The sequence below is a fragment of the Azospirillum sp. B4 genome (assembly GCF_000333275.1).
Lineage (GTDB): Bacteria > Pseudomonadota > Alphaproteobacteria > Azospirillales > Azospirillaceae > Nitrospirillum.
Window position 1 is genome coordinate 1 of sequence record NZ_BACU01000458.1, and the last position, 5,414, is coordinate 5,414.

Consider the following 5,414-nt stretch of genomic DNA (forward strand, 5'->3'; position numbering starts at 1 on the left):
TATTTCCGCGCCTGTCGCGGCATCCAACAGATGGATGACCTGGTTCTCGGCGTGCGGTCCCGTGACGATGGGAAACGCGACGCGCGGCTGGGTAGGAGTGAATGGTCCGATCCGCAATTCGCCGACATTGGAGTCGGCCCCTCCCCATGACCCGTAGACTACGTCACCATTGGAAAGCGGTCCAGCGGCGGCGTTTTGGCCATCCCTGGCCCAGCCACCGGAAAGGACCGGTTCTGACGACATGGGAATGGCAGCCCCCAAGGACGCCAGCGGCACAAAGCGGGAATGGTTCTGCGGGGCCGCTTTTTCCCCAATGTCGCAGATACGGTGATCTGGCATCAGGCCATGAGCTTTGATCAGGGCGCCCGGTTCGATTTTTGCGAAGCCTGTCCACCCGACCTTGGCATGCCCCGCTGCTGGAAGCGCGGCTTGGACGTCTGGGCGAGACCAGCCACCGCCGGCATAGCCCACAACCTTGCCTGTGGCGTCGGTGAATATGACGCGCTTCACCGACGCCTGGCTCGTAAGATTCCAGGCCCAGCCAGTAGCAGCCAAACTTACCTCGCCATTGGCAATCGACAGCATCTCAACCGAATCAAACATGCCCACGCATTTATCGGATGACGGTGCCTCGAGCCACTCCGGCTTCTGACCGAGCAAACGGTTATCCGCGTCCGCGAACATCGCCAAGTGATGCTCCCGCATGAACGGCACTCGCTGAAGGATCGGGGTGTCTACCGGAAATAGATCATGATAGCTGGCTTCATCACGAACGTCGCTGAGGATGGCGTCGCGCGCTTTGGAATGGGCCAGCGATTGGCTGATACCCTCTTGCCAACCACGCAAATGTCCACTGATGGCGCAAAATGTCAGCAAGGCCAAAATGCCCGTGCCGACAACCAGGACAGCCTTTCCCCCACCGGTTCGGAATCGACACAGGGAAACCCAATAGCAGATGTGCGCGACCCAAAAGGCGGAGACCGGCGTCTTGTAACGACTGGAGAAAGCCTGATCCAGACCAAAGGTGATGCGTCCCAATGCCGTCAGCATGGCGGTACCCAGAACGAAGAGAATCAGGGCCAGCAGCACGATACGCGCCGGCGGCTCGGACCAACCACGCAGGGTCCGCGACAAGGCCGCGGCCGTCAGCACCAGACCCGTCGCACCGAGCGCGATAGCGAACCTGCCACGCCAGGGTTCCGCGTCCACCAGGCCGGCCATCAGGTTGCCTAGGTAACCACTTAGGTAACGGAGATATTCAACGGGATGAGTTAAAGAATAGATATAAGGTGAATGCCCCGATATCGGATGAAAATTTAGAAAATAGCTGAAGGCAAGAAATACAGCCCATGCGGCTGTTGTAAAGACGACGACCCGGCCCGTCCGCAAAACCATCGCCATGGGGATAAGAAGGAAAGCGGCTAGAATGCCGTTGGATAGCATGTAGGTGGCGACAAAAGCCAGAACATAAGCCAGGGTGCGGTAAATAACGGCGCTCCTTCTCCGCTCACGGCGCTCTACAGAAGCGCCGAAAGCCACAAAAGTGGCGGCGGCCGCAGAAACTCCTCCAAAGAACTGAACCTGGAATCCCCATAGGAAATTTTCTCTCTGCGAAAGAGAGAACAAAATCAAGGCACTGATTGCGGATATGCTGAGGAAGACAGCCTTGTTGCTCTCCAACTTCCGATAAGCAGCCAATATTGAAAATAAGGTACAGGAAACAATGAATAAATTAGCCGCAAAATTCACTTTATTCGTACTATCTGCGATAAAATAATCGAGAAGAAATATTAACCGCGGAAAGAAAATGCGATGTTCAGCATGCTGAGTGAATAGGTCACCAAACCGTAAGGTTCCATCTATGAGCCGTTGTGTATAGGCAAAATCATCCCATTGATCAAAAATTGGTACCGTGCTGCCAAAACGCACTACTGCCCAAAAGGTAGAAAGAACGAAAAGTAAGCCAATAACCAGAAATGTTGTCGGAATAATAAATCGAACGATAGGCTTCATACCAACGATCATTTGAAAATATCCCTTAGGGAGACGGCTTATCATGATTGATGTATTCTATTCACTTAGACGCCTGAACCGATGCGCGCGTCACGTTATCAGCACACCACCGCAAAGTTCAAGCGCGTCTTGGCTCATTGCCACGCCGTCATATGGGTGTTTACATGAATGGTTTTTCCCTGGATGGCACTCTCTAGCCAGGCTACGGCTGAGGTTGGCTTAGGAAGCGCCCTTACCCTTGGGGCACAAGCTTACGGCCCGGAAGTCTGAGAACCTGGCGAGAACGCGGTATCCTTACGCCTTGGGGGCGGAGCAATTTCCGCCGCGGGGTAGGAGCGAGAGTTAGATGACTGTCAACTCGGTTTCCGTCCCCTTCCTTACCGTATGGGGGAAATATGACTCTCCCGCTTTCAACCATCGGCAGCCCATCCTTACCGCCCGGGGGCGAATCGCCCGCTATGATGGCTCATAGGGTGAACGCCAATTGTAATCACGCACTTTATTTACGTGATCCCGGGCGTTAAGAGGATGCCGATCCAGCCATTCTGCCGCCTGCGGCACCCCGCGCAGTAAGGATACGCGAGGCGCTCAGCCCCCGGGACGTAAGGATGAGGCGTTGGAGGCCCCCGAAAGGTAAGGATTCCCCGGGGGGTAAGGATAGGGGACATCAAACTCTCCAGACCCTGTGATTCAAGTTTCGCGATTCGACGAGACTGCTGGCGCCCCCATCCTTACCTTACGAGTCGCCGGGCCAAGGAAGATGCTGACGCGAAGCAGCCTGGTTTGTCTTTTCCAGTCCCAAAATAACCCTTGGTATTTTTGTGTTCCCTTTCAAAAAGGATTCTAGGACGCGCAAGCCCAGGCAACTCCTGGGGTTTTACGGCCTTATGCTTACCAGCTGGGGGCGACATCCCTACCGATGGGGGCGAGTCGCCTACCGCCCCAGGGCGTAAGGGCAGGCCGCCGAACCGCCCCCAGGGAGTAAGGGATCGGCAAATCAGTACCTTAGACCCTTTCCTTACTTGCGAGGCGTGTAAGGAAGCTTCTACAGTGCGGCCATTCGTTCACGGGATGATGGCATGGCGCGCAAAAGCGATAAACCGGTCTTGAGGCCGTCGGGGCAGATGGCTGACCGCTTGGTGTCGCCCAAGGACGCCCTCATGCCCTATCGCCCGCAGGAGGTGGCGGGACCCGGCATCGTTATCGACATGGAAGGTAGCCTTGATGCCTCCGTCCCGGTGCTGGCGGAGGAGAACGCGTTGGGGCTCACCGCCAAGGTGGCGGCGGCGACGTTCGAGCGCGATGGGTACAAGCATCTGATCAAGGCGGCGGAGGCGGTCTACTCCTACCCCGCCAATGGTTCCCGCCTGTCCCTGCCGGCCCAGAAGATGCTGAACTTCATGATCCACCTGGCCGGCAGCCAGAACTTCGCCAACAAGCTCTATCGCCTGCCCAAGAAGGTGGTGCGCGGCAACCACAAAGGCAACGAGCGTATCTTCGACGCGGTGAAGGAAATCTACGAATCCAGCCTGGTGGTCATCGGCCCCTTCCGGGGCCGCCGGTCGCGTGCTGAACTGCGCATTCTCAGCAGCTATGTCCGGCCGGAGGACGAGATCGAGAGCGACAGCGCCGACATCCATTTCCAATTCACCGACGCCTTCCTGGAACTGCAGCGCGCTTCCAAGCTGTGGGCGCGGCTGTCCGGCCCGGCCATGGTGAAGGTCACCAGCACCTACGCCCTGAAGCTTTATGAGATCGGCATGCAGCGTTACCAGATGGATTTCCCGTCCCTGGCGCTGGATATCGACACGCTGCGCCGTCTGCTGAACGTGCCGGAGGGGGCCTACAAGGATTTCGGCATCCTGCGCACCCGCACCATCGACCGCGCCATCGCGGAGGTGAACCAGCTGGCGCCCTTCCGGGTGGAGATGCCGGAGGCCAAGATGGTGCGCCGTGGCCGCAAGGTGGAGGAGGTCACGCTGGACTTCTTCGCCAAGGACGAGGACGAGGTGGCGGACACCTTCCTGGAGCGGGAACGCCACAGCGTGGGTCGTCGCGCGCGGCGCACTGGCAAGGTGGAGAAGCTGGAGCCGCCGGTGGTCGAGGCGATGCCCATGCCCGATGCCGACGATGCCAACGCCCTCTGGGCCGCCGCCCGCCATGCCTTGCTGGCCAAGAACGTGCCGGCCCCCCTGCTGCGCGACCTGGAGGTGGAGCGCATCGAGGAGACGGTGCGCGGGGAACGGCGGCTGGTCCTGCTGGCCGGCCATCCCGCCACGGCCCAGACGGCGCGCATGAACCATGAGAGCAGCATCCGGAGTGTCCTGGCCTCCCTGACCTCCGGTTCCATCACAGGGGTGGAGATCGTAGCCCCCCCACGGCGTAAGGAAGCCCCCGCGGCGTAAGGATAGCGGCAAGCAGTTGCGATGTCGCAACCGGTTCTGTGGTCGTTGACGTAACACAACGGAGAAGGTTGACCCCGTGACGGTGGCGCCCTTATTCTGCGCCCCATCTAGGGTCGAAGAGGAAGGGCACGCCATGGACGGCGCCGCATTGCGGATCGCGCGGGAAGCGCGGGGCGAAACCCAGCAGACATTCGCGGATTGGCTGAACGCCAGCCTGGGTCGCAAGTACGACAAGGGCCGCATTTCCCGATGGGAGACAGGGGGTGAGAAGATACCCCAGGCGGTCATCGACCTGCTGACGCCCCGTCGCCGCGCCCGGCAAACGGCCACCGTCATCGCCCTGTCCAACCAGAAGGGCGGTGTGGGCAAGACCAGCGCCTCCGTCAACATCTGCGCGGCCTTGGCGGCCCTGGGCCAGCGTGTGCTGCTGGTGGACGCCGACCCCCAGGCCAGCGCCACCGTGCACCTGGGCATCAGTCAGGCCGCCATGTCGGAGGCGGGCAAGACCACCTATCACGTCATGCTGAAGGACCAGGCGACGGGCCAGGCGGCGGTGCCGGTGTGCGACGGCAGCTTCCACCTGCTGCCCAGCACGATCCTGCTGTCGGCCGCCGAAACGGAACTGATCGCGGAGCCGATGGGCACCCTGGTGCTGCGCGAGCGTCTGGCCATGGTGCGCCGGGCTTATGATTACATCCTGATCGACTGCCCGCCTCACCTGGGCATGCTGACCCTGAACGCCCTGGCCGCGGCCGATGGCGTGCTCATCCCGGTGCAGACGGAGATGCTGGCCCTCATGGGTGTGCCGCTGCTGCTCGACACCATCAGCAAGGTGCGCCGGCGCGGCAATCCGGACCTCAGCGTCATCGGCATCCTNGCCACCATGTTCACCGCCCNGCACACCCAGGATCGCGCCACCCTGGGCGACCTGGAGGCGCGCTTCGGTGGCGCCATCCGCATCTTCACGCCCGTGCGCGCGCCCACATCTTTCCGCAG

The 5,414-nt window shown here is 60.3% G+C and carries 3 protein-coding genes; 2 read left to right on the forward strand and 1 reads right to left on the reverse strand.

Annotation, left to right across the window (positions count from 1 at the left end):
* Positions 1-2,058 (reverse strand): hypothetical protein (locus tag I55_RS36140; RefSeq protein ID WP_148293857.1); only part of this gene is annotated, 2,058 nt, incomplete at its 3' end.
* A gap of 1,079 nt (positions 2,059-3,137) precedes the next feature.
* On the opposite strand from I55_RS36140, the gene I55_RS19965 reads away from it, so the two are divergent.
* Together I55_RS19965 and I55_RS19970 are read left to right on the forward strand one after the other, a co-directional pair.
* A complete protein-coding gene (locus I55_RS19965; RefSeq protein ID WP_252181226.1) occupies positions 3,138-4,418 on the forward strand; it encodes a replication initiation protein in 1,281 nt (426 codons plus the stop codon).
* 133 nt (positions 4,419-4,551) lie between these two features.
* Positions 4,552-5,414, forward strand: an 863-nt coding sequence (locus tag I55_RS19970) for an AAA family ATPase (RefSeq protein ID WP_044562343.1), incomplete at its 3' end; no start/stop codon positions are given.